Genomic DNA, 22,027 nt, shown 5'->3' with positions numbered 1-22,027 from the left:
AACTAGGTATATTGCGAGGGTCTTCACCGCAATACCAGAGAGCCGCCCCGCCTATGCAGCAGCCTGTCTTTCCCGCCTACCTCATCGCCCGTTGGCTGTTGCTGCTGGTCGTGGCGGCGGGAATCTACTTCCTGTCAGGCTTTCTGGTTCCCGCCCTGGCGGCGCTCATCATCGGCCTGGCCACATGGCCGCTCTACGAGCGGGTGGTCGTCTTCTGCAAGGGGCGCAATGCGCTGGCGGCCACGCTGGCCCTGTGCACCGTCATCCTGGTGCTGGTCGTGCCGCTGTCGCTGGCGCTGACCTATGCCTTCAAGGAAGCCAGCAACTTCTTCGGCTGGGCGCTGGCCGCCAACAAGCACGGCGTGGACGTGCCGGTCTGGATTTCTTCGCTGCCCGTGGTGGGCGAGCGGCTGTCGGTCTATTGGTCCACCTATCTGGGCGAACCCCACGCCCTGGGCGCGCTGGTGGAGATGGTCAGCGGCGAGCACCTGGGCAATATCTACCGCATGGCGCTGTCGGCCACCGGCAATGTGTTCCAGTGGCTGCTGACCCTGCTGTTCATGCTGATCACGCTGTTCTTCGTCTACAAGGATGGCACCCGCATGGTCTCGCAGCTGGATGTGCTGGGCGAGCGCGTGCTGCCGGCGCGCTGGAAGCGATTCTCGCGCGTGGTGCCGGCCACCGTCAGCTCCACCGTCACCGGCATGTGCCTGATCGCGCTGGGCGAGGGCGTGGTGCTGGGCCTGGCCTATTGGATCGCCGGCGTGCCTTCGCCCGTGCTGCTGGGCGTGATCACCGGTTTCATGGCCCTGATCCCGGGCGGCGCGCCGCTGTCCTTCACCCTGGTTTCGCTCTACCTCATCGGCTCCAACCACCTGGTCGCCGGCCTGGGCCTGTTCATCTGGGGCACGGTCGAATTGTTCATCGTGGACAAGACCCTGCGCCCCAGGCTGGTGGGCGGGCCGGTCAAGCTGCCTTTCCTGCCGACCTTCTTCGGCCTGGTGGGCGGGGTCAAGACCATGGGCATCGTGGGCCTGTTCGTCGGCCCGGTACTGATGGCGCTGCTGGTGGCGATCTGGCGCGAATGGGTGCGCAATACCGAACGCGAGCGCGACCTGGAGCGCGGCCTGCCGGCCGAGCGCGGGCCCGGGCCGGCAGACTGATCCGGGCAGGAGTATGCTTGCCGTGAGGCCGCTCCGGCAGCGGTTTCACCGTAAGCCACTTTTGCCCGTAGAGAGGAAAAATGCCCACCCCTTCGGTTGCCGACCTGGTCGCGACCCTGCGCCAACAGGGTTTCGTGGTCGCCCGCAACTTTGCCTCGCCTTCCGATGTCCAGACCCTGCGCGCCGCCGCCCTGCACGACCTGGAACACGCCATTGCCCCCATCGAGTACGAAGCCGACCTGAAATACCCCGGCGCGCCGGCCTCGCGCGACGCCGCCGGCGGCCTGACCGTGCGCCGCCTGCTCGACGCCTACGGCCGGGGGCCCCGGTTCCGGCAATGGGCCACGCAGCCGGCCTTGGCCGAAGTCCTGCGCGCCTACTACGGCGGCCGCTCGCCGGTGCTGTCCACGGTGCACCACAACTGCATCATGACCAAGCACCCGATGTACGGCAGCCTGACCGGCTGGCACCAGGACATCCGCTACTGGTCATTCTCGGAGCAGGACCTGGTCTCCTGTTGGTTGGCGCTGGGGCCCGAGACGCCGGCCAATGGCGGGCTGTTCTTCCTGCCGGGCTCGCACGCCGCGGCCTATGAGGCCGAATGCTTCGACGGGCAGAAGTTCTTCCGCGACGATCTGGCCGCCAACCAGGCGTGGATCGCCCGCGCCGTGAGCCCTGAGCTGGCCGCCGGCGACGTGGTGTTCTTCCATTGCCGCACCCTGCACGCGGCGCAGCAGAACCGCAGCCAGGAGGTCAAGCTCTCCCTGGTGCACACCTACTATCCCGAGGACTGCCATCCGCTGCCCGGCAGCCGCTCGGCCTCGCGTCCGGGCGTCCCCCTGGGCTGATCCTGCTGCAAAATCGCCACACCCCGCCGCCCGCGGCTAGGCCATTTAATTGATAACCATTATCATTACTGCCTTTCCAGTCTGCAAGGCGGTGGGCGCGTGTCGGCGATCAACCAGCCGCATCCCTCTTTGGATGCGCTGTATCGGAACCATCATGGTTGGCTTGTCTCGTGGCTGCGCCGCCGCCTGGGCTGCGCGCACGACGCGGCCGACCTGTCGCATGACGCCTATGAGCGGCTGATGGTCAGCGGCCGCCTGCCGGCCGAGGGCCAGGACCGCGCCTTCCTGATGCAGATCGCGCGCGGCCTGGTGATCGATCTGCATCGCCGTCGCGCGCTGGAGCGCGCCTACCTGGATGCGCTGGCGCAATTGCCCGAAGGCCACATGCCTTCGGCCGAGGCGCGGGCCCAGGCCCTGCAGACCCTGGCCGCCATCGACACCGCGCTGGACAGCCTGCCGGCCAAGGCCCGCGAGGCCTTCCTCCTGTCGCGCTTCGAAGGGCTGACCTATTCCGCCATCGCGCAACGGCTGGGGATTTCCGTGGCCCTGGTGCGCAAGCATATGCTGCGCGCCGCCCAGGCCTGCCTGGAGTGGCTGTGAGCGCCGCCGACATTCCCAAGACCGTGCTCGCGCAGGGCCTGCAGTGGCTGGTGCTGATGTGGTCGGGCGAGGCCAGCGAGGCGGAACAGGCCGCCCTGCGCCGCTGGCGCGGCGCGCATCCCGACCACGAGCGCGCCTGGCAGCGCCTGCAGCATATGGACACCCGCCTGCTGGACGTGGTGCCCGCGCCGGCAATGCGCGCGCTGGCCGTCAGCGGCCGCCAGCGCGCCCGGCGCAAGGCCTTGCGCCTGATGGGGCTGGCGCTGGCCGCGGGCGCCGGCGTGGGCGCGGCGCGCCTGGCCTGGCGCGAGATACCGGTCTATACCGCGGCCTACCGCAGCGCGGTCGGCCAGCGGCGCGAGATCGCGCTCGATGACGGCACGCGCATCACCTTGAACTCCGACAGCGCCATCGACGTCGATTACGACGCCGGCGCGCGGCGCATCCTCTTGCGCCGCGGCGAAATCTACATCGAGACCGGGCACGCGCCCGCGGCGGCGGGGCGGCCCTTCCTGGTGCGCACGGACCTGGGCGAGGTGCGCGCGCTGGGCACGCGCTACAGCGTCTGGCGCCAGCCGCGCCAGGTGTCGGTCCAGGTGTTCGAGGGCGCCGTGGAAATCCGCCCCGGCGCGGGCCAGGCCATGCGCCTGGAGGCCGGCGAGGGCGCGGTCTTCGATGCCGGCGGCGCGGGGCGGCCCGGGCCCGCCCGGCCCGCCTCCTGGGTGCAGGGGCTGCTGGTGGCCGACCGCATGCGCCTGGAGGATTTCCTGGCCGAGGTGGCGCGCCACCGGCCGGGCCTCTTGCGCTGCGAACCCGAAGTGGCCAGCCTGATTGTCTCGGGCGTCTATCCGCTGGGCGACACCGACCGCATCCTGGCGGCCCTGCAGACGGCCTTGCCGCTGCGTATTTCGCGCCTGACACGCTATTGGGTCAGCGTCGGCCCGGTTTAGTTACAACATCGTGGCGATCCACCGTAGCACTTTGCGCGGCTCGTCCGGGATACCTGCATAACCCGCAACGTTATGCTCCAAGAGGATGTCCCGCATGCAAGTCTCCGCCCTTTCCGCCGCGCTGGCCCTGGCCTTGGCCAGCACCCTGCCGCTGCCCCGCGATGTGCAGGCCGCCGAGCCCGCCGCCGCGGCCCAGCTCCGCCGCTATGACATCGCGGCCGGCTCGCTGGACCAGGTGCTCAACCGCTACGCCCAGGATGCCGGCGTCATGCTGACCATAGACGGCGCGCTGACCGCGGGCCGCCAGAGCGCCGGCCTGCGCGGCAGCTATGGGCTGGCAGACGGTTTTGCCGCGATCTTGTCGGGCTCGGGCCTGGCGGCGGTGCCCCAGGGCGCCGGCTATGTGCTGCGCCGCGCGCCAGCCCGCGAAGTGACGACGCTGGCGCCGGTCAGCGTCAGCGGCGCCAGCGCCGCCGACAACAGCTATGTGGCCGAGACCAGCCGGGCCGGCAGCAAGACCGAAACCGCCATCCTGGATGTGCCGCAATCGATCTCCGTGGTCACGCGCAGCCAGATGGAAGCCCAGAACGCGCAAAGCGTCACCGAGGTGCTGCGCTATGTGCCGGGGGTGACCGTCGAGACCTACGGCATCGACCCCAAGGGTTTCGACTGGGTGATGATACGGGGCTTCAATGCGCAGTCCTCCAGCGACTACAAGGACGGCCTGCGCCAGGGCGGTTCGGGCTATACCTTGTTCCGCTCCGAGCCCTATGCGCTCGAGCGCATCGAAGTGCTGCGCGGGCCATCGTCGGTGCTCTATGGCCAGGGCGATGCGGGCGGCATCATCAACCGCGTCAGCAAGCTGCCGCAGGCCACGCCGCAATACGAAGTGGAGCTGGAATATGGCAGTTTCCAGCGCAAGCAGGCCGCCGTCGACCTGACCGGGCCCATCAACCAGGACGGCACGCTGATGTACCGCCTGATCGGCGTGGCGCGCGATGCCAACACGCAATTCACCTATCCCAACGGCGATCGCATCGGCGATGACCGCCTCTACGCCGCGCCGTCCATCACCTGGGCGCCTTCGGCTGATACGCGCTTTACCCTGATGGCGGACTATCTGCGAGACCGCAGCGGCGGCACTATCGGCACGGTGACCATCAATGGCAAGCCCACCCGCCTGCGCAATGGCGATCCGGACTTCAACCGCTTCGACCAGGACCAGAAGTCCATCGGCTATCAGTTCGAGCATCGTTTCAACGACACCTTCCAGGCGCGCCAAAGCCTGCGCTACGGACAGGTGAACGCCATCCTGGACAACATCCTGCTCTCCAGCATCGGGCCCACCGGCATCCAGCGCGTGGCGCGCCGCTTCGAAGAGACCATGGCCAACCTGGCGCTGGACAACCAGCTGCAGGCCGATTTCCGGACCGGGCCGCTGGCGCACACGGTGCTGGTGGGCCTGGACTACAGCCGGGTGCACGCCGACGCCCGCCGCGACACCGGCCCGGCGCCGGCGCTCAATCCCTACGACCCCGTCTATGGCGTCCCGGTGCCCACGCCCACCACGCCCATCTACGATGGCCTGGAGCGCAACTACCAGACCGGGCTCTACCTGCAGGACCAGGTCAAGATCGCCGAGCGCTGGATGCTGACGCTGGGCGGCCGCTATGACTGGTACGAACAGAAACTCGAAAACCGCCTGACCGGCAAGGACAGCCGGCAGGACGGCGAGCACTTCAGCGGCCGCGTCGGCCTGAACTATGTCTTCGCCAACGGCCTGGCGCCCTATGTCAGCTATTCGCAGTCCTTCCTGCCCAATGCCGGCACCTCGGCCGCCGGCGACACGTTCGCGCCCTCGCAGGGACGCCAATGGGAGGCGGGTATCAAGTACCAGCCCGTGGGCAGCCGCGCCCTCTACACCCTCGCCGTCTTCGACATCCGCAAGACCAATGTGCTCACCAACGACCTGAGCAACCCGGGGTTCGCCATCGCCGCCGGCGAGGTGCGATCGCGCGGGGTGGAACTCGAAGGCAAGTTCAGCCTGGGCGCGGGCTGGGACTTCACCGGCTCCTATACCTATCTCGACGCGGAGATCACCCAGGCCAACGACGGCTCCAAGGGCAAGCGGCCCTCCCTGGTGCCCGAGCACAGCGCCTCGGGCTGGCTGAACTACACCTTCGGCGACAGCGCGCTGGCCGGCCTGTCGATCGGGGCGGGCGTGCGCTATGTGGGCTCGACCTATGGCGATAACCGCAATACCCTGAAGATCGACTCCCATACCCTGGTCGATGCCGGCTTGTCGTACACCTATGACAAGCAGCTCACCTTCTCGGTCAACGCCACCAATCTGTTCGACAAGGACTACCTGGCCACGTGCTCGGACCTGACGGACTGCTACCCGGGCAACCGGCGTTCGGTGATCGGGCGGGTGAAGTACCGGTTCTGATCGCCGGCCGGGCGTCCGACGCCTGCGGGGCCTGGGCCGGCACTGATACACTCAAGCAGCCCTGGCCACCCGCTTTCCGTCCATGCCCGCCAAGCTGTCTTCCCTGCTCGCGCGCTCCGTCCACCTGCTGCTGGCGATCGCGGTCGCCTTCAGCGGCTACCTGCATCTGGTCTCCGTTTTCGACCACGCCGGCCGGCCCGATTTCGCTTTCCTTTCGGGGTTCGACACCTGGCGCGATGCCATCGACGCGGTGGGCCTGCTCGATGCGCCGCGCGCGCTGCTCGGGCTGGGCCTGGTCTGCATGGCGCCCGGCCTGTTGCTGCGGGCCCGGATCGCCTGGGCGTTTTCGCTGCTGATGCTGGTGCTGATCGGCGTGCTGGGTTTCATGGGCAGCGCCGGGCATCTGCTGGAAATCTACAATCTGCTGGTCTTCGTGCTGCTCTTGGCGGCCTGGCCGGTGTTCGGCCGCGCCAGCCTGGCGGCCGGCAGCCTTTTCGCTGTCATCGCCATCTGTTCATTGCTGGGCTATGCCATCTTCGGCAGCCTGTACCTGGGCCGGGAGTTCGGCCCGCCCATCGAGGGCATGCCGGCCGCGGTGTACTTCTCGGTGGTGACCATGTCCACCGTGGGTTTCGGCGATATCGTCCCGCATACCAACGCCGCGCGCTATTTCACGCTGTCCATCATCATCCTGGGCATTACCGTGTTTGCCACGTCCATCAGCGCGATCGCCGGTCCGGTGATCGGCGGCAACGTCAAGCGACTCATCAAAGGCAGGATTGCACACGCCATGCGTCACGATCACATCATCCTGGCCGGCGCCTCGTCCCTGGCCGCCGCGGTCTATCCCGTGCTGCGCGAGCACGGCTATCCGGTCACGGTCATCGTGCCCGAGAACGTGCCTCACGGCTATCCCGAGGATGCCGACCTCATCGTGGGCGACGCAACGACCTCGGCCGTCCTGCTGGAGGCGGGCGCGCCCAAGGCGCGCTATGTGCTGGCCTTGCGCAGCGACGACGCCGAGAACGCCTTCATCGTGCTGGCCGCCAAGGATGTCGGCGGGCCGGCCACCAAGACGGTGGCCGTCGCCAACACGCCCGAACACCTGGCCAAACTCAGGCGCGTGCAGCCCGACATCGTCTTCTCGCTGCAGCAGCTGGTCGGCGAACTGCTGGCGCGCACCCTGAGCGGGCAGAAGATCGACCAGGACTTCGTCGCCAGCCTGTTCACGAACGACAAGCGCGCCTGATCAGCCGCGCCGCTCGGGTGCGCCGGTCAAGGACGGGATCATAAGCACGCCCGACATGGCCAATAGATAGCAGGTGAAGACCAGCCAGGCCTGTCCGGCGCCAGGCGCCAGGGCGTTGAGCAGCACACCGAACAGCATGGACAATGCCGCCGCCGCCAGGCGGCTGATGCTGTCGCCCGCCGCCACCACCACGCCGATGGATTCAGCGGGGGTTATGCGCTGGCCCAGCGTTATCAGGGCGCTGCGGATATTGGGCAGAAATACGCCGAATGCCAGGGCAATGAGGAGCAGGGCCGGCATGACGAGGCCCGGGAAAACCGCCGCCAGGCCGAAGCCCGATCCCATGCAGGCCAAGGCGCCCAGCGCCAATCTCCTGGACAGCTCGGGATGGTCGTGCAGCGCGGGAGCGAGCCTGCGGAGGGCCATCCCGCTTGTCAGCATGGCGGCAGCGGACAGGGCGGATATCGCGCCTTGTGCAATAGGAAAGCGGGCGCCGAACTGGTGTTGCAGTAGCAGGGGCAAGTAGATCGCCCATACCGGAATGGCCAGGCCGCTGACGATACGGGCCATGTTCATGAGGATCAGCCCCCGGGTCCTGGACAGGATGCGGTAGCCTGCCCACGGGTCCCTTCTTGCGGGGAGATAAGTGATCCGGTTGGCGGGTAGCCGCCGCCATAGCGCCGTGGCCAGTAAAGCCAGTAGCGCGCTGAGGACGGCGATGGCATGCAGGCCGCCGCCATAGGCGAACACCAAGCCGGAGGCCAGCGGGACCATGACGGAGACGGCGGCTTCGCCATGCTGTAGCCGATCGAGAAACGCGGGCCGGCCCGTGGTGCGCGGAAACAGGCTGAACAGGCAATGCCATCGCTGGGCGGCGCCTACGCCTTCGGCCAGGTGCCAGAGAAAGGCGACGCTTGCCAGCGCCGTCAGGTCGGAGAGCCCGGCCGCCACCGCTATCGGCAGCATGCCGGCCTTGCATCCCTCAGTGAACAGGACCAGGGTGCGCGGGTGAAAGGAGAGCAGACCTGACAAGGGCCCGGCCACCGCCACCGCCAACAGGCTGCCGAACACCGTGGCCGTGGCGCCGGCCGCGCCGAACGCCAGGGTCGCGTAGGCGATCAACCCCAGATTGGCGACGCTGCTGGCACTGCTAGAAAGAATGGCCGCGGCGATGGTGGAGTGTTCAGAGCCAAAAGTCGACTCCTCATGGAGCGTCATGATTCACCGGTATTGCAGCATTCGAATAGCACGTTGACGAGAGGGAAACGTAGCTGTAGAGAACACCTCGAATCCCAGTGCGGTATCAAACTCCGTAGGCTCGGGAAGCTGCTCCCCGTAGCGTGTCATCCCTTTTAGAATCTTCTCTCCCACTTGCGGGTATTGCGACAAAATTGAGTATGAAATCTGATACGCCAGGCTCCTGCCAGTGGCGGTGCATGCATGACGTTCTCGATAATTCGTCAGAGCTTGCTCGGGGAAACAAACGTCAATTATCTTCTTAGGAAGAAGCCAAAGAGGCGTGATCATTAGCTTGTCCCGATATCTGTACACGGGAAGTGTTCTAGGGTTGATCCCATTCATGAGCATGTAGAGACTATCGCCTAACAAGTCCTCGAGGTTTGCGCCTTTGCATACATATTTTGCTCCGATGCTCGAGGCAGCGTGAACTAATGCTGTGCCAATCAGATATACCCCGAAGAACTCAAAATCTTCTTCGGGGTAATGGTGAGAAAAATGCGATGGAAGACTCGTTGCGTGCGATGAAAGAGCAAGAACTTTCCGTATTTCGCATTCTTCGATAACTGTCAAGTTATAGCCATAGGCTTCACAGAGCTCATGTGCACGGGCGACACCTGAATCCCATTCAGGTAAGCCCTTCAGGATGACGGGATGTACGTCCAAGCGAAAGTTTGTGAACGTCGATAGGGCGTGTAAGAGTGCATTGCTATCGCCACCACCACTCACTCCAACTACAATTTTGTCTCCGTCTTGGAGATGCGCTGATAGCGTTCGATGGACGGAGGATCTAACTGCAGCCCTGCATTCTTCCGCGGAGAATTTCTTCAATACATGGCAGCCTTCGGAGGGATCGATGCTGTTGCGGTACAGGAACTCCGTTGTTGTCTCAGCACCGTCTAGTGAATCGGAAATGGCTAAATCTGAGATACGAAATATGAAGGGGTCAACGTTCCTTTGATAAAAGGCGTATATGTCGACGTCGGGTGGGAACTCGGATATTTTTTGTCGAGACCCGTCGTGGCTACATAAGGTCCACCTAGACGGGGCATCTGATACAGCGATATGGCCGACCATGGAATTTGGTTTTCGATCAATGCGTCAATAATTCTCTGGTCTTCGCGGCACGGGATGTTCTGTCTCCCATGCGCCGTAACTAGGGTGATGTCATTCATCTTTTGTCTCCTGCGGCACCATCTTGTGGAAATTGGCGTCTGTTGTTTTGGAGGCTAGTAGAAGGCGATGACGTCAGAAGAGCATAGGACCAGCTCAACACCGCACTTGGATGCATAGAACGGTTTGTTAGTTAAACGGCAGCCCTCGAGTTCTGCCTGATCTAGGTAACCAATTTCGAAGTTGTTCCTACAAATTCGTGAAATGGCTTTGTTCTTTTGATCATAGCCATGAGCATGGCTGTAACTTTCAGACGAGACTTGGTTCATGATCTTTCCTTGATGTAGGTTGTCAAGCGGGCATGACTAGTGTGCCCACGCCTCTTTTTTAGACGTGACATACCGCTCTGATCTAGGTTATCTCGGCTGGTTTTTATCTTTCCACGCGATGCTTCGTCGCCAGCCTGTTCACGAACGACAAGCGCGCCTGATCAGCCCGGCAGGAAAAGCGCGGCCAGGCCGGCGGCGGCCAGGAAGGGGCCGAAGGGCATGGGGCCTGTCCGCCGCCGCGCCAGCATCCAGGCGATGGCCAGGCCGCAGGCGGCCAGCACGATGTCCAGCAGGCGCAGCGCGCCGAACCATCCTCCCAGGGCGGCCATGAGCTTGAGGTCGCCGCCGCCCATGCCATCGTGGCCGCGCAGCAGGCGGAATCCCTGCACGGCCAGCCAGGGCAGCAGATAGCCCAGCGCGGCGCCCAGCACGGCCAGGCGCAGGGGCACCAGGCCCGCGTCGAGGTTGGCGATCAGGCCGGCCCATAACAGGGGCAGCGTCAGCAGGTCGGGCAGGAGAGTGGTGCGGCGGTCGATATCCCAGAGCACGAGCAGGCCCAGGGCGAGCAGCAGCGTCCAGGCCGACAGGGCGGTCCAGCCGTAGCGCGCGCCGCAGGCCAGGGCCAAGGCGCAGGCCGCGGCGATGAAGAGGGCCGGGCGCGGCGCCGGGGCGCTGGCCATCATGGCCGCTTCGGCTTGCGGCCACTGCCGCAGGACGTGGCTGGGCAGGCGCTCGGCGGCCAGCCAGGCAAGCTGGCCGGCCAGCGCGCCGCCCAGGAGGGCGGCCAGATAGAGCGGCAGGGTCATGGCGTCAGCGGATGAGCTGGTTCATATCGAGGATGGGCATCATCACGGCCAGCACGATGAGCAGCACGAAGCCGCCCATGACCAGGATGAGCGCGGGTTCCAGCAAGGCGGTCATGGCCAGGGCGCGCCGCTCCAGGTCGCGCGACAGGTTGTGCGCGCATTGATCGAGCAGTTCGGGCAGGCGGCCGGTTTTCTCGCCGCTGGCCACGAGGTGGATGAGCAGCGGCGGGAAGACCTTGCGGGTGGCCAGCGCGCCGGACAGCGAGGCGCCTTTGCCGACGTCTCCGGCGGCCTGCTGCACGGCGGCGCGCAGCACGTCGTTGGTCAGGGTGCGGCGGGCGGCCTCCAGGGCCGCGAGGATGGGCACGCCGCTGCCGGCCAGGATGGCCAGCGTGGAGGCAAAGCGCGCCGCGTTCACGCCCAGCACGAAGCGGCCCATCATGGGCAGGCGCAAGAGGCGGCCATGCCAGGCCGCGCGCGCGGCGGGCAGGCGCAGGCTGTAGCGCCACAGGGCGATGGCGCAGGCGATGGCCAGCCCGGTGAGCCAGCCCCACTCGCGCACGTAATCCGAGAGCGCCAGCATGACGCGGGTCAGCAGGGGCAGTTGCTGCTTGGCCTGGCTGAAGGCGGTGACCACCTGGGGCACGACATAACCCAGCAGGAAGATGACGATCAGCACCGAGACCGCGGCCACCACGACCGGATAGATGAAGGCGGTGAGCACCTTGCTGCGCAGGGCGTTGCGTTCTTCGATGTAGCCGGCCAGCCGCTCCATGACTTGCGACAGGTCGCCGGATTCTTCCCCGGCGCCGATGAGCGCGCGATAGATCTCCGGGAAGTCGCGCGGGCGCGAGGCCAGGGCGGCGGAGAGCCGGTGGCCGGCGCGCACGTCGTCGCGCACGCCGGAGAGCACGCTGGCGATGTGGCGTTTTTCTGCTTGTTCGAGGGTGACGGACAGCGCGGCGTCCAGGGGCAGGCGGGCGGCCAGCAGGCTGGCCAGTTGCCGCGTCAGCCAGGCCAGGTCGGCGTCGGTGAGGCGCGCGCGCAGCACGCTGTCCTGGCCGGCGCGCGCGGTCGAGATCGGGAAGAGGCCGCGGCCGCGCAGCTGGTTGCGGGCGCTGCGTTCGGTATCGGCCTCCACGGTGCCGCGCACGATCTTGCCCAGGGCGTCGCTGGCCTCGTAGCGAAAGGAGGGCATGTCATCTGCCAGTAATGCAAGGACTGCGAGGCCGTCAGATTGGCGCTGAAATATGACCGTAGTATTGCATCGTCATACTCGCCGCTCTCAGGCGCGTTGCGCCGCACTTGTCACAGGCCTCGGTGCCCATAATCGTCATGCGTTCCTTTCTGTCAGTCGGCCTCGCCGTGGTGTTGGCCGCCGCCCATCCCGTCAATGCGCAAGCGCAGCCGAGCGCCGAGAGCGCGCGCCACGCCCAGGACGGCAAAGTGAGCCTGAACTTCGTCGAGACAGACATTCCGGCCGTCGTGCGCGCGATTTCCTTGTTCACCGAGCAGGATTTCCTGATCGATCCGCGCGTCAAGGGCAAGATCACGCTGGTGTCGGACAGGCCGGTGAGCCGCGAACAGGCGCTGGCCATGCTCAGCGGTTCGCTGCGCCTGCAGGGTTTTTCCATGGTGGAGGTGGGCGACATCATGCGCGTGGTGCCGGAGGCCGACGCCAAGCTGCAGGGCAGCCCGGTCGCCGGCGCGGCGCGCGCGCCCGGCGGCCCGGTGCCGGTGTCGGATTTCCTGCGCGGCACGGCCAGCGGCCAGATGATGACGCGGGTGTTTCCGCTGCGCTATGAAAACGCCGCCAACCTGGTGCCGGTGCTGCGTCCCATGGTGCCGCCCAACAACCCGGTCAACGCCTATCCCGGCAACAACACGCTGGTGGTCACCGACTACGCCGACAACCTGGACCGCATCGCCGAGGTGATCGCGCGCATCGATGTGCCCAGCGCCATCTCCACCGATGTCGTGCCGCTCAAGGGCGGCATCGCCGCCGATATCGCCGCCCTGGCCTCGCAGCTGCTCGATACGCAGAGCAACGATCCGACCCAGCGCGTGACCGTGGTGGCCGATCCGCGCAGCAACAGCGTGCTGGTGCGTTCCGGCAGCCCGGGCCGCACGCGGCTGGCGCGCGAGCTGATCGCCAAGCTCGACGCCCAGCAGGCGGTCGACAGCAATCTGCACGTGGTCTATATGCGCAATGCCCAGGCGACCCGCATCGCCGAGGTGCTGGGCGGCCTGCTGGCCGGGCAGGCCGGCAACCAGGCTGGCGCCAGCGGCGGCGGCCAGAACAGCGGCGCCTCGCGCGGCGCGGCCGGCGTCGGGTTCGGCGGGCAGGCCACGCGCACCGCCGCCAGCAGCAGCGGCGGCGGTGCCGGCGGCTCGGGCGCCAATGGCCTGGGCAGCGGCAACAACGAGCGCATCGCGCGCGAGGAGGTGAGCAGCCAGCCGGTGTCTTTCAGCGCGGGCGGGGCGACGGTGCAGGCCGATCCGACCACCAACTCGCTGATTATCTCGGCGCCCGAGCCGCTCTACCGCAATCTTCGCACTGTGATCGACCAGCTGGACCAGCGCCGCGCCCAGGTGCTGGTGGAAAGCCTGATCGTCGAGGTGTCGCAGGACAAGTCGGATGAATTCGGCATCCAGTGGATGACGGGCGCGGGCAACATCAACAGCAGCGGTTCGAGCTTTGTGGGCGGCACCAACCTGGGCGGCAGCGGCCTGGGCGGCGCCACCGGGCCGACCTCGCTCGACGTGCTGGGCAATGGCCTGAGCCTGGGCGTGGTCAAGGGCACGGTGGATGTGCTGGGCAACAAGGTGATCAACCTCGGCGTGCTGGCGCGCGCCATGCAGAAAAGCGGCGACGCCAACATCCTGTCCACGCCCAACCTGCTGACGCTGGACAACCAGTCCGCCAGTATTCTCGTGGGCAAGACCGTGCCCTTCGTGACCGGCCAGTATGTCACCTCGGGCAGCAACGGCAGCAGCAATCCCTTCCAGACGATAGAGCGCGAGGACGTGGGCCTGAAGCTCAATATCCGGCCGCAGATTTCGGAGGGCGGCGCGGTCAAGCTGGACATCTACCAGGAAGTCAGCAGTATCGACGAGAACAGCTCGACGACAGTGTCGGGCGTGGTGACCAACAAGCGCGCCATCGACACCAGCGTGCTGGTCGAAGACGGGCAGATCATCGTGCTGGGCGGCCTGCTGGAGGACAGCGTGTCGCAAGGGACCAACGGGGTGCCCGGCCTGTCGTCCATCCCCGTCCTGGGCGCGCTGTTCCGCTATGACACGCGCAAGCGCACCAAAACCAACCTGATGGTCTTTTTGCGGCCCTATGTCGTGCGCGACTCCCAGCGCGCGGCCTCGCTCACCATGGACCGCTACGACTATATGCGTCGCCAGCAGGCCGGCGCGCAGCCCGATGCCCATTGGCTGTTGCCCGACATGCCCGCGCCGCAGCTCGCCGGTCCCGGCGCGCGCGCGCCAGTGTCCAATAACCTCTATGACATGCGGCCGGGGCAGGTGGCCAACACCCTGCGCCGCGCGCCGCCGCCCACGGTGACATCGTCGGCGGTGCGCCAGCTGCCGGCGCCGCGTCCGGTCTCGGCCGATGAACCCATCCGCGTGAACATGCCCGTGGGCGTGAGCGTGGCCATCGACCCGTCCAACCTGGATTCGACGGTCGAGAACGATGGCACGGTGCTGCAGTTCGCCTCCGTGAAGGAGCAGCGCGACGCTGATGTGATCGCCCGGCGTGTGCAGGCCAGCGGCCTGTCGGCCTATGTGCAGGTCGGCCCCGGCGGCATGGGGTATGTGGTGCGCAGCCAGGTCGCCAGCGACCCGGGCACGGTACAGACCGCCACCACGCTGCTGCGCGAGCTGGGCTATCCGGCCCAGGTGGTCAGCAGCCTATGAGCGTCCACCCGCTGCCCTACGCCTGGGCGCGCGCGCAGCGCGCCGTGCTGAGCCTGCGCGGCGGCCAGGCGCAGCTGACCGTCAGCCCGCGCACGCCGTCCTGGGCGGTGCGCGAGGTGCGCCGCCGTCATGGCGAGGTCGTGCTCAACGAGGTCGATGACCAGACCCTGGAGAGTGTGCTGACCGCCAGCTATACGCACGGCGAGGACGCGGCCTCGGTCATGGGCGTGGCCGAGAACGAGATCGACCTGGACCGCCTGCTGCAGGATATCCCCGAGGTGGCGGACCTGCTCGAAGCCCAGGACGACGCGCCCGTCATCCGCATGATCAATGCGCTGTTCGCGCAGGCCGCGCGCGACAACGCCAGCGATATCCATATCGAGCCTTTCGAGACCCATTCCGCCGTGCGCTTCCGGGTGGACGGCACCTTGCGCGATGTGGTCACGCCGCGCAAGGCGCTGCATGCCGCATTGATCTCGCGCATCAAGATCATGGCGCACCTGGATATCGCCGAGAAACGCCTGCCCCAGGACGGCCGTATCGCGCTGCGCGTGGGCGGGCGGCCCATCGATGTGCGGGTCTCGACCCTGCCCACCGGCCATGGCGAGCGCGCCGTGCTGCGCCTGCTGGACAAGGAGGCCGGCCGGCTGCAGCTCGAGCGCCTGGGCATGAGCCCCCTCGTGCTGGCCCAGCTGGACACCCTGATCCGCCAGCCGCATGGCATCGTGCTGGTGACCGGCCCCACCGGCAGCGGCAAGACCACGACGCTGTATGCCGCGCTCAGCCGCCTGGACGCGGCCACCAGCAATATCCTGACCGTGGAAGACCCCATCGAGTACGACCTGCCAGGGGTGGGCCAGACGCAGGTCAATGCCAAGATCGACATGACCTTCGCGCTGGCCTTGCGCGCCATCCTGCGTCAGGATCCCGACGTGATCATGATCGGAGAAATCCGCGACCTGGAGACCGCCCAGATCGCGGTGCAGGCCTCCCTGACCGGCCACTTGGTGTTGGCGACGCTGCACACCAATGATTCTGTGTCGGCCGTGACGCGCCTGGTGGACATGGGCGTGGAGCCCTTTCTGCTGGCGTCCTCGTTGCTGGGCGTGCTGGCGCAGCGGCTGGTGCGCCGGCTCTGCCCGGCGTGCAAGACACTCGCCGAACCGGGCAGCGGCCGTTATCGCGCCGTGGGCTGCCCCAGCTGCAATCACAGCGGCTATAGCGGGCGCTCCGGCATCCATGAACTATTTATCGTCGATGACGCGGCGCGCGCGCTTATCCATGACGGACGCGACGAACGCGCCTTGCGGGCGGCCGCCGTGGCGGCGGGGCTGCGCAGCATGCGCGAAGATGGCCAGCGCTGGGTGGATGCCGGCCAGAGCTCGGCCGAGGAAGTGTTGCGCGTGACCCGCGAAGACTGAGTGCCGGTCTGATTCTATGGCTTCGGCCTGGCCCGGCGGACGCCAGGCGGCCGGGGACGGCAAGGATGCGCGCCACATGATGTCGCGCTGCGTCCCACAGGGCCGACGCGGCACACTGCTGGCGTTGTCCCGGAAGCCAGAAAATGAAATCCGCAATCCGCAATCCGCAATCCGCAATCCGCAATCCGCAATTGAATGCGTGAGGATCGCCGCCGCCTCGCTGGCCGTGGCGGGCATGATGGGCATGCCGCCCGCCCATGCCGCCGACGGCACCATCACCATCAATGGCGAGATCACCGACCAGACCTGCAAGATCAACAATGTGGATCCCCCCTACAATCTGATCGTCAACCTGCCCAAGATCAGCGCCTCGGCCATCAAGAACGTCCATGACACAGCCGGCGCGACCTTGTTCGAGATCAAGCTGACAGACTGCCCCGCGGCGCTCAATAACAACAAGGTCAAGGCCTATTTCGAGCCGGGCGCGACCACCGACTATGGCACCGGCAACCTCATCGCCTACACCACGGCGGCCGCGAAGACGGTGGCCGAGGCGTCCATTCCGGATCGCACGGGCGCCACGGTGTTCAGCAACGTGCAGATCCAGCTGGCCAACCCGAACGGCAGTCCCATCAAGATGGGCGCGGACGCCGCATCCCAGGCCACCCAGGACGTGGCCGTGACCGACCAGTCCGCGACGCTGCGCTATCTGGCGCGCTATGTCAGGACCTCCGCCGAGGCGGTGACGGCCGGCAAGCTGGAGACCTATGTGCAGTACTCCATCGTCTATCCCTGATGACGCCAGGCGGTCTCAGGGCGGGCCGCGACGCGCCAGCGCCGCGGGCGCCGGAACGTTGCCGAAGATCACCACATCGCCCTGGCGCGGCCCCAGGGCCGCGAGCAGGCTGTCCAGCGCGCGGCGCTGGGCCGGTTCGGCGCCGGGCGCGTAGGTGGCCCGGCCCGAGAAGCGCAGGCCCTTGCCGTCCGCGCTGCCCTGGCCGTCGACCTGCAGCACGCCGGCCTCGGTGGCCAGCGCCAGGCGGAAGCCTTTGCCGCCCGTGCCCTCCACCCGCATGACATAGTCGCCTATCCGGGGCAGCGGGGAGAGCGCCGTGCTCGCGTCCTGCCAGCGCAACTGGGCCACGGGCCCGGCGGGCGGGGACGCGGTATTGAGGGCTTGCCAGCGCAGGTCCAGCATGCCGCCCGGGCTGAGCGTATTCCAGGGCGCGCCGAGCGCGGCCAGCGTCGTGGCCGGCGCGCGCAGGCTTTGCGCGCCCAGCCTCAAGCCGTCCGGCCTGGGCGTGATGATCAGCGGGCCTTGCAGCCAGGGGTGGCGGGCCTCCAGGTCCAGGCTGGCCCAGCGCCAGCGCCATTGCACCGGTTCGGGCAGCAGGCGGCGCTGCTGCGGCGCGCCCAGCGCGACCCAGGCCTGGCCCTCCCAGAGCGTGCCTTGCGCGTCGGCCAGGCTGACCAGGGCATCGGCGGGCAGGACCGCCAGCAGCCAGCGTGCCGGCATGACGCTCAGGCCGGCCACGGCGGCGCAGGCCGCCAGGCCGGCGCCCGTCAGCAGGCGTTGCCATCGGCGCATCTCAGTCTCCCTGCCGCGGCGCCAGCCGCAGCTTGCCGTGGACCATGCCGGGCAAAGGCCGGCCATGGGGATTGGTGGCCCGGATGAGTTCGGCCTGCCGCGCCGTCAGGCCCCAATCCTGGGCGCTGTTCTCCAGCCAGTCCAGCAGGCTTTGCGCCGGCACATCGTCCACGGTCAGCAGATAACCGCCGTCCTCGGGCGCCAGCGTCCAGCGCCCGGGCGGCAGGCCGGCGCGCGCCAGGCTGCCGCGCAATTCCTGCTCTTGCGGCATGACGGCGCGCGCGCGGGCGCGCCGGGACAGGGCGCCGGCCTGCGCGGCCAAGTCGTCCACGGCCGCGGCCTGCACGCGCAGCGCGGGCAGCTCGGCGCGCAGCCGCGAGAGCGTGTCCAGCGGCGGTTCGATAAAGAACAGGAACAGGCCGGCCGCGCCCAGCACCGCGGTCATGAGGCGCAGCAGGCGCTGGTCGCGCGGGCTCAGCGCGGCATGGCGCTGGCGCAGCGGGGCGAGCAACGGATCGGTTTGCCGGCGCAGTCGGCGCCAGCGGTCTATCAAGGGGTTCATGGTTGTTTGCGCGTGATGCGCCAGATCGGTTTCTTGTCCTGCTGCTCCAGCTGCAGCCCCAGCGCGGCGGCCTGCTGCAATAGTTTGGGCGTGGCGGCCAGCTGGCGCGCCGCCTCGTCTTCAGCCAGCAGTTGCAGCGTGAGGGCCTGGTCGGCGTAGCTCAGTTGCTTGATGTTGTCATCCGCGACGGGCAGCAGCCGCGCCGCGTCGCGTGCCAGCGCCAGGAAGTCGTCGCCGCTGGCCTGGGCGCCGCGGGCAGCCTGCAAGCCCTGCTGCGCCTGGCGCAAGGGGTCGATGACCACCGGCAGGCCGAAGGCCTGCTGCACGCGCTGCGTCATGCGCTCACGCAGCGCGCGCGCCTCGGCGTCAAGCCGGCCGGCGTAGAGATTCAGGCCCAGCAGCCACAGCACGGCCGCCGCGCCGGCCAGGCGCAGCGGCGCGCGCCAGCGCGAAGCGTGGCCGGCGGCCTGGCGCGGCAGCTGCAGCGACCAGCCGGGCGAGGGCGCGCGCCAGCGCGGGTCGGCTTCGGCCAGCAGCGCTTCGTCGCCGCCTAGCGCCTGCGCGGGCACGAGGGCGCGCAGGCGCATGCCCTGCTGGGCCAGAAGGGCGCAGGCCCGTTCGATCGCCGGGCGGGGCGCCCAGGCCACCGCCACCCGCCCCTGGCCGTCGCTGGCGGAATAACCGATGGACAGCTCATCCAGGTCGCCCAGCACCAGCGGCTCCAGGGCCCCGCGTACCACGGCCGCATGGCGGGCCCGGCCCAGGGCGGGCACGGCGATCTCGGCGGCGATGGCATCTTCCGGGTGCAGCACGGCCTCGGCGGGCGCGCCACGGAAAGACGTGGCGAGCGCCCGCGCCGTGTCTTGCCCCTGGCGCGCCAGCTGGCCGCGCCGGTCATACCAGGCGTAGGGCAGCAGCGTATGGGGATGCAGCATCGCCAAAGGAGGCAGGGCGATGCGCAGCATGTTCTTCATGGCAGTTCTCTTATCCAGGTGGTCTGGGGGACGGCGGGCGGCGCGCTGTGCAGCAAGGCCTGCATGCCGACGCGGGCGCGCTCATAGACCAGCGTGCCGCTGGCCATGAACCAGCCGCTGGTCGTGGCCACGCCGGGCGGCGTGGCCTGCACGCCGTAGGCGGCAAGGCGATTGGCGAAGTCGCCGCTGTTGTTGAACCAATTGCCGCGGTCGCGTTCGCCGGCCAGCGCGCGCGCCTGCGACAGCGACAAGTCGGGCACCAGGGCCGCGATCACCTCGGCGGGCGCGGTGTTGATGTTGACGCTGGTGCTGGCCGGCAGCAGCGTCATCGTGCGCATGAGCGCGGCGCGCACCGGCGCCCGCAGGCCCAGCCGGTCGGCCAGCTCGGCCATGCCGCGCGGCAGCGGCGCCTGGGCCAGGGCGGTCTGCTCGCCGGCGGCCGGCGCCTGCGCCGCCAACACCGCCTGCAGCAGGGTGTCGGCCAGGCCCTCGGGCAGCTGTTGCAGCTGCAGCAGGCGCGCCAGGGCCTGCAAGGCCTCGGGCTGGGGAACGCCGCCGCGCGCCAGCCCATAGAGGTTGAACTTGCCCTGTTCGTCCTCGATACGGCCAGTGAACACAGCCACCCGGTCGTCGCCGGGGCGCTCGATGCGTGTATCCAGCACCGGCGTGGCCCAGACCTGCTGCAGCGTGGTGAGCGTCTCCTGGCGGCCATGCTCGCGCAGGATGAGGCGGGCCCAGTCGGTTCCGCCGGCCAGCAGCTCGCGCGCCTGGGCGCGGGCCAGGGCGTTTTCGAATTGCCGCGTGCTGGCGGTCTGGCGCTGAAAGAGGCTGGTGGCCAGGGCCGCGACCACCGTGACCACGATCAGGGCCATGATGATGGCGGTGCCGCGCTGCCGTTCCATGGGATTCATGGCAGCTCCACCACGCGGGTATAGCGTTGCCGCGGGCCCCGCTCGACCGCTAGCTCCAGCCCTTGCGGCGCGGCGCCCGGCGGACGGGTCGCCGGGGTCCAGCCCGCATTCGGCAACCAGGCCCGCAGGCTCATGGCGGTGACGCCGGGCAGCAGCAGGGCGCCGCGGTCCGGCAGGGGCAGCGGCATGCGCGCGGCGGGCGAGCCCGCGGCGCGCCACAGCCCCTGGGCGTCCACGCGCCACTGCACGCGCTGCCACAGGCCCGCGCCGTCCGGATCGGGACGCACGATGTCCAGCACGGGCCGGCCCAGCTGCCGCGCGCTCAGGCGTATGCCCGTGGTGAGCGCCACGGCGTCGCTGGCTGGCGGGTCGAAGGCCGGGCCGGTATAGGCCAGCTCCAGGTCGCGGGCCAGCTGGCCCAGGCCGCGTATCACCTGGTCGGTGTCGGCCGATTGCGACTGGATGCGGCTGCGCGCATCGGCGACATGTTGCAGTCCGCGCCAGGCGATCACACTCACCAGCGCCATCAGCGAGATGGCGACCAGCACTTCGATCAGGGTGAAACCCTGTTGGCGGCGGAGTGGGTGGCGGGTGTTCATCGCAGGCCGGAGATCATGCCGTCGAGCTGGATCAGCGCCCCGGGGCCGTCGGCGCCATACACCTTGACGTTGACCTGGCGGAAGCTGCGATTCATGGTATTGGAGATGGTCAGATCGCAGCGCAGGCTCAGGCCGCCTTGCGGGCAGGCATCGGATTGCGTGCCGGCGCGCGGCAGGCCGGGCTGCAGCCGCAACAGGGCAATGGCGTTCTGGGCCGACAACAGCGCCAGCGCCTTATCGTGCAGGGCGCGGTGGTTGGAAGCCATGAGGCCGGTGGCGCGCAGGGCGGCCGTCAGGGCCACGGCGATGATGGCCAGGGCCACCAGCACCTCGATGAGTGTAAAGCCCGCCTGTCGCCTGTCCGCGCTATTGCACGTCATAGTTGCCTGCCTCGTCGCGCCGCAGCACCACCTGCCGGCCGGCGGCCTGCAGCGTAAGCACAAAGGGCGAGGCCACCCATTCCGTGTTGAAGAGCAGCGGGCGGTCCGGGTCCAGCCGCAGCAGCACCGGCGCGGCCGCGAAGCGCATGGGCCGAAGCTGGGCGTCGCCGGCGAAATCATCGGGTGGCGGGACACGGTCATCTTGCGCGGTCAGCGTGCCGGCGCGGCCGTCGCGCTCGAAAGACCAGCCGCCGTCGCCGCCTCGCCAGCGGATGACGCGGCCGTCGCTGCGGGCTTCGCCCTGGGCCACCCTGAAGGCGTCGGCCAGCCGTTGCGCGTCTTCGCGCAGCGGATCGCCGGACGGGCGCAGCGACAGCGTCACCAGGCCCGCCGTCATGCCGATGATGACCAGCACCACCAGCATCTCCAGCAGGGTGAAGCCGCGCTCAGAGATCCCAGGAGCCGATGTCCGCATCATTGCCCTCGCCGCCCGGCTTGTTGTCCGCGCCGAAGGAGAAGACGTCGACCTCGCCCTTGGCACCCGGGTTGAGGTATTGATAGGGGTGGCCCCAGGGATCGATGGGCAGCTTGTCCAGGTAGCCGCGCCAGCCCGGCACGCCATCGGGTTTCTCGGCCAGCGCGCGCAGGCCCTGGGCCGTCGCCGGATAGCGGCCGTTGTCCAGGCGATAGAGCTTGAGCGCCTGCATGATGCCGGCGATGTCCTGGCGGGCGGCGACGCGGCGGGCCTGTTCGGGGCGGTCCAGCACCCGCGGCACGATGAGGGCGGCCAGGACGCCGATGATGACCATCACCACCAGCATCTCGATCAGGGTCAGGCCGCGCTGGTAATAAAGAGGGGTACGGTGCTGCACGATATCTCGGTTTTCAGGGGAAAGCCCGATTATCGAAATGAAATAGTACA

At 68.0% G+C, this 22,027-nt stretch carries 21 protein-coding genes; 9 read left to right on the top strand and 12 right to left on the bottom strand.

What is annotated here, in order from left to right:
• Positions 1-53 precede the first annotated feature (53 nt).
• The 6 genes from AXA74_RS13345 to kch all read left to right on the top strand — a co-directional run bounded on the left by AXA74_RS13345 (position 54) and on the right by kch (position 7,259).
• Positions 54-1,163, top strand: a complete 1,110-nt coding sequence (locus AXA74_RS13345) for an AI-2E family transporter (RefSeq protein ID WP_029578013.1) — start codon at positions 54-56, stop codon at positions 1,161-1,163.
• 80 nt (positions 1,164-1,243) lie between these two features.
• Positions 1,244-2,011: a phytanoyl-CoA dioxygenase family protein gene (locus AXA74_RS13340; RefSeq protein WP_032979515.1), complete on the top strand. Its 768-nt coding sequence runs from the start codon at positions 1,244-1,246 to the stop codon at positions 2,009-2,011.
• Between the two features lie 99 nt (positions 2,012-2,110).
• Entirely contained in the window at positions 2,111-2,611 is a 501-nt protein-coding gene (locus AXA74_RS13335; protein ID WP_029578015.1) for a sigma-70 family RNA polymerase sigma factor, read from the top strand.
• Positions 2,608-3,561: a FecR domain-containing protein gene (locus tag AXA74_RS13330; protein ID WP_029578016.1), complete on the top strand. Its 954-nt coding sequence runs from the start codon at positions 2,608-2,610 to the stop codon at positions 3,559-3,561. The genes AXA74_RS13335 and AXA74_RS13330 overlap by 4 nt, the downstream gene beginning before the upstream one ends.
• A gap of 94 nt (positions 3,562-3,655) precedes the next feature.
• Positions 3,656-6,010, top strand: coding sequence for a TonB-dependent siderophore receptor (locus tag AXA74_RS13325; protein WP_048939742.1), 2,355 nt, complete (start codon positions 3,656-3,658; stop codon positions 6,008-6,010).
• A gap of 82 nt (positions 6,011-6,092) precedes the next feature.
• On the top strand, positions 6,093-7,259 hold the full coding sequence (gene kch, locus AXA74_RS13320; protein ID WP_048939743.1) for a voltage-gated potassium channel protein: 1,167 nt from the start codon (positions 6,093-6,095) through the stop codon (positions 7,257-7,259).
• Here the strand turns inward: kch and AXA74_RS13315 are convergent, their stop codons facing one another.
• The 4 genes from AXA74_RS13315 to gspF form a co-directional block, all read right to left on the bottom strand.
• Positions 7,260-8,477, bottom strand: coding sequence for an MFS transporter (locus AXA74_RS13315; protein WP_029578019.1), 1,218 nt, complete (start codon positions 8,475-8,477; stop codon positions 7,260-7,262).
• 3 nt (positions 8,478-8,480) lie between these two features.
• Positions 8,481-9,161 carry a hypothetical protein gene (locus AXA74_RS24205; RefSeq protein ID WP_126623647.1) on the bottom strand — a complete coding sequence of 227 codons (681 nt, stop codon included), beginning with the start codon at positions 9,159-9,161 and terminating at the stop codon, positions 8,481-8,483.
• Positions 9,162-10,098: 937 nt separating this feature from the next.
• Positions 10,099-10,743, bottom strand: coding sequence for a prepilin peptidase (locus AXA74_RS13310; RefSeq protein WP_032979514.1), 645 nt, complete (start codon positions 10,741-10,743; stop codon positions 10,099-10,101).
• Between the two features lie 4 nt (positions 10,744-10,747).
• Positions 10,748-11,941, bottom strand: a complete 1,194-nt coding sequence (gene gspF / locus AXA74_RS13305) for a type II secretion system inner membrane protein GspF (RefSeq protein WP_029578021.1) — start codon at positions 11,939-11,941, stop codon at positions 10,748-10,750.
• A gap of 137 nt (positions 11,942-12,078) precedes the next feature.
• On the opposite strand from gspF, the gene gspD reads away from it, so the two are divergent.
• From gspD to AXA74_RS13290, 3 genes are all read left to right on the top strand, one after another.
• Positions 12,079-14,670: a type II secretion system secretin GspD gene (gene gspD, locus AXA74_RS13300; RefSeq protein WP_032964274.1), complete on the top strand. Its 2,592-nt coding sequence runs from the start codon at positions 12,079-12,081 to the stop codon at positions 14,668-14,670.
• Positions 14,667-16,091, top strand: coding sequence for a type II secretion system ATPase GspE (gene gspE, locus AXA74_RS13295; protein WP_032979513.1), 1,425 nt, complete (start codon positions 14,667-14,669; stop codon positions 16,089-16,091). Before gspD ends, gspE begins: the two co-directional genes overlap by 4 nt.
• Before the next feature lie 235 nt (positions 16,092-16,326).
• Positions 16,327-16,887 carry a fimbrial protein gene (locus AXA74_RS13290; RefSeq protein WP_048940441.1) on the top strand — a complete coding sequence of 187 codons (561 nt, stop codon included), beginning with the start codon at positions 16,327-16,329 and terminating at the stop codon, positions 16,885-16,887.
• Positions 16,888-16,902: 15 nt separating this feature from the next.
• Here the strand turns inward: AXA74_RS13290 and gspN are convergent, their stop codons facing one another.
• Genes gspN through gspG form a run of 8 tightly spaced genes read right to left on the bottom strand, consistent with a single transcriptional unit; the run spans position 16,903 to position 21,977 of the window.
• Positions 16,903-17,679: a type II secretion system protein N gene (gene gspN, locus AXA74_RS13285; protein WP_029578025.1), complete on the bottom strand. Its 777-nt coding sequence runs from the start codon at positions 17,677-17,679 to the stop codon at positions 16,903-16,905.
• A gap of 1 nt (position 17,680) precedes the next feature.
• Entirely contained in the window at positions 17,681-18,241 is a 561-nt protein-coding gene (gene gspM / locus AXA74_RS13280; RefSeq protein ID WP_032964228.1) for a type II secretion system protein GspM, read from the bottom strand.
• Complete coding sequence (gene gspL / locus AXA74_RS13275; protein ID WP_032979512.1) at positions 18,238-19,215, bottom strand: type II secretion system protein GspL; 978 nt, start codon at positions 19,213-19,215, stop codon at positions 18,238-18,240. The genes gspM and gspL overlap by 4 nt, the downstream gene beginning before the upstream one ends.
• On the bottom strand, positions 19,212-20,126 hold the full coding sequence (gspK, locus tag AXA74_RS13270; protein ID WP_029578028.1) for a type II secretion system minor pseudopilin GspK: 915 nt from the start codon (positions 20,124-20,126) through the stop codon (positions 19,212-19,214). Before gspK ends, gspL begins: the two co-directional genes overlap by 4 nt.
• Positions 20,123-20,725 carry a prepilin-type N-terminal cleavage/methylation domain-containing protein gene (locus AXA74_RS13265; protein WP_032979511.1) on the bottom strand — a complete coding sequence of 201 codons (603 nt, stop codon included), beginning with the start codon at positions 20,723-20,725 and terminating at the stop codon, positions 20,123-20,125. The genes gspK and AXA74_RS13265 overlap by 4 nt, the downstream gene beginning before the upstream one ends.
• Positions 20,722-21,105: a type II secretion system minor pseudopilin GspI gene (gspI, locus tag AXA74_RS13260; RefSeq protein ID WP_029578030.1), complete on the bottom strand. Its 384-nt coding sequence runs from the start codon at positions 21,103-21,105 to the stop codon at positions 20,722-20,724. The genes AXA74_RS13265 and gspI overlap by 4 nt, the downstream gene beginning before the upstream one ends.
• Positions 21,092-21,583 carry a type II secretion system minor pseudopilin GspH gene (gspH, locus tag AXA74_RS13255; RefSeq protein WP_312026064.1) on the bottom strand — a complete coding sequence of 164 codons (492 nt, stop codon included), beginning with the start codon at positions 21,581-21,583 and terminating at the stop codon, positions 21,092-21,094. Before gspH ends, gspI begins: the two co-directional genes overlap by 14 nt.
• Positions 21,552-21,977, bottom strand: a complete 426-nt coding sequence (gene gspG / locus AXA74_RS13250; protein WP_029578032.1) for a type II secretion system major pseudopilin GspG — start codon at positions 21,975-21,977, stop codon at positions 21,552-21,554. Before gspG ends, gspH begins: the two co-directional genes overlap by 32 nt.
• Positions 21,978-22,027 lie beyond the last annotated feature (50 nt).

Origin of the sequence: Bordetella hinzii LMG 13501 (assembly GCF_001548475.1) — a bacterium.
Classification (GTDB): Bacteria; Pseudomonadota; Gammaproteobacteria; order Burkholderiales; family Burkholderiaceae_B; genus Bordetella; species Bordetella hinzii.
This window is presented reverse-complemented; position numbering and strand designations above follow the sequence as displayed.

Coding starts and splice junctions, on each gene's coding strand:
- AXA74_RS13325 (WP_048939742.1), top strand. CDS start 3,656: ATGCAAGTCTCCGCCCTTTCCGCCGCGCTGGCCCTGGCCTTGGCCAGC.
- gspD (WP_032964274.1), top strand. CDS start 12,079: ATGCGTTCCTTTCTGTCAGTCGGCCTCGCCGTGGTGTTGGCCGCCGCC.
- AXA74_RS13345 (WP_029578013.1), top strand. CDS start 54: ATGCAGCAGCCTGTCTTTCCCGCCTACCTCATCGCCCGTTGGCTGTTG.
- AXA74_RS13310 (WP_032979514.1), bottom strand. CDS start 10,743: ATGACCCTGCCGCTCTATCTGGCCGCCCTCCTGGGCGGCGCGCTGGCC.
- AXA74_RS13290 (WP_048940441.1), top strand. CDS start 16,327: ATGATGGGCATGCCGCCCGCCCATGCCGCCGACGGCACCATCACCATC.
- AXA74_RS13340 (WP_032979515.1), top strand. CDS start 1,244: ATGCCCACCCCTTCGGTTGCCGACCTGGTCGCGACCCTGCGCCAACAG.
- kch (WP_048939743.1), top strand. CDS start 6,093: ATGCCCGCCAAGCTGTCTTCCCTGCTCGCGCGCTCCGTCCACCTGCTG.
- AXA74_RS13265 (WP_032979511.1), bottom strand. CDS start 20,725: ATGAACACCCGCCACCCACTCCGCCGCCAACAGGGTTTCACCCTGATC.
- gspN (WP_029578025.1), bottom strand. CDS start 17,679: ATGCGCCGATGGCAACGCCTGCTGACGGGCGCCGGCCTGGCGGCCTGC.
- gspH (WP_312026064.1), bottom strand. CDS start 21,583: ATGATGCGGACATCGGCTCCTGGGATCTCTGAGCGCGGCTTCACCCTG.
- gspE (WP_032979513.1), top strand. CDS start 14,667: ATGAGCGTCCACCCGCTGCCCTACGCCTGGGCGCGCGCGCAGCGCGCC.
- gspM (WP_032964228.1), bottom strand. CDS start 18,241: ATGAACCCCTTGATAGACCGCTGGCGCCGACTGCGCCGGCAAACCGAT.
- AXA74_RS13315 (WP_029578019.1), bottom strand. CDS start 8,477: ATGACGCTCCATGAGGAGTCGACTTTTGGCTCTGAACACTCCACCATC.
- gspF (WP_029578021.1), bottom strand. CDS start 11,941: ATGCCCTCCTTTCGCTACGAGGCCAGCGACGCCCTGGGCAAGATCGTG.
- gspL (WP_032979512.1), bottom strand. CDS start 19,215: ATGAAGAACATGCTGCGCATCGCCCTGCCTCCTTTGGCGATGCTGCAT.
- gspI (WP_029578030.1), bottom strand. CDS start 21,105: ATGACGTGCAATAGCGCGGACAGGCGACAGGCGGGCTTTACACTCATC.
- gspK (WP_029578028.1), bottom strand. CDS start 20,126: ATGAATCCCATGGAACGGCAGCGCGGCACCGCCATCATCATGGCCCTG.